Consider the following 1,045-nt stretch of genomic DNA (forward strand, 5'->3'; position numbering starts at 1 on the left):
AGCACTCACCAGATCAGGCTGCAATAGTCAGCCTGACACCCAGCGCTTTCAGCAGGCGATGTATGGTATCCCAACGAGGTTGAGCCTTGCCATTGAACGCTTTGTAGAGGCTTTCTCGGTTGAGCCCGAACTGTTTTCCGCTATTGCGGCGTTGATAACGGTATCAAAGTAATCAAGACCTGCTGCACTGCATGCCGCTCAGTAGAGTCTATCAGCCCCAAACTTTTGGCTGTGTAGTATTTAAGCTACAATAGAGGCATGATTACAGTCAAACAACATGGTGTTTTCAGAAGATGGCTTAAAGCTTTGAAAGATCCGAAGGCCAAAGCATCCATATTATCGAGAGTGAAGCGCTTGGAGTTCGGATTATCTGGGGACGTGAAGCCTGTTGGAGGTGGCTTAAGCGAGTTGAGGATTGATACAGGCAAGGGCTACCGTGTCTATTTTGTGCGTCAAGGCAGTGAGCTGATTATTGTATTTTGTGGAAGTCAAAAGAAAGATCAACAGAAACAAATAGATCTTGCCAGAGCGCTATATAAAGATTGGAGAGCTAATAATGGATAGTAAAATAACAGACTTTGACCCTGCTGAGTTCCTTGATAACGATGAAGCTATTCAGTGTTACATAGACGAGGCGATAGCAACCGGTCATGCTGGCTTTATTGCGGACTCACTGGGCGTTGTGGCCAGAGCTAAAGGAATGAGTAAGCTTGCAAAAGAAACAGGTTTGTCTCGTGAAAGCCTCTATCGATCGCTGAGTGAAGAGGGTAATCCAAGTCTGAAAACCCTTCTGGCTGTATGTAAGGCTCTGGGAGTTTCTATGAATATCGGCAAGCCTTTGCGGGTATAAGTTTATTGTTCAAAGCTAGAGATATGCGCCAAACACAAGAAAAAATAAGGCTGCATAATAGCAGCCTTATTTTGGTTATAAGTAATGCATTATCATTTAGGTGTTTCTGCCAAACCTGGCTTAAGCCCTTGGCATAAAATCCGCCTTTTTGTTCATTTCAGATTACGGATTACCACCAAGCTTCAAACTGCACGC

2 protein-coding genes and 1 pseudogene are annotated in these 1,045 nt (G+C 44.4%); 2 read left to right on the forward strand and 1 reads right to left on the reverse strand.

Annotated elements, in window-relative coordinates; all coding sequences use genetic code 11:
* Positions 1 to 13 precede the first annotated feature (13 nt).
* Positions 14 to 124: pseudogene (locus KDK16_RS13595) on the reverse strand (DNA-binding protein); the annotation flags it as partial.
* A 134-nt stretch (positions 125 to 258) separates the two neighbouring features.
* Between KDK16_RS13595 and KDK16_RS09215 the strand changes: the two are divergent.
* Complete coding sequence (locus KDK16_RS09215; protein WP_257275734.1) at positions 259 to 564, forward strand: type II toxin-antitoxin system RelE/ParE family toxin; 306 nt, start codon at positions 259 to 261, stop codon at positions 562 to 564.
* The gene (locus tag KDK16_RS09220) at positions 557 to 850 is read left to right on the forward strand and encodes an addiction module antidote protein (protein WP_257275735.1); all 294 of its coding nucleotides are present in this window, start codon (positions 557 to 559) and stop codon (positions 848 to 850) included. The genes KDK16_RS09215 and KDK16_RS09220 overlap by 8 nt, the downstream gene beginning before the upstream one ends.
* Positions 851 to 1,045: the final 195 nt, after the last annotated feature.

It is taken from the genome of Endozoicomonas sp. SESOKO4 (assembly GCF_024606275.1).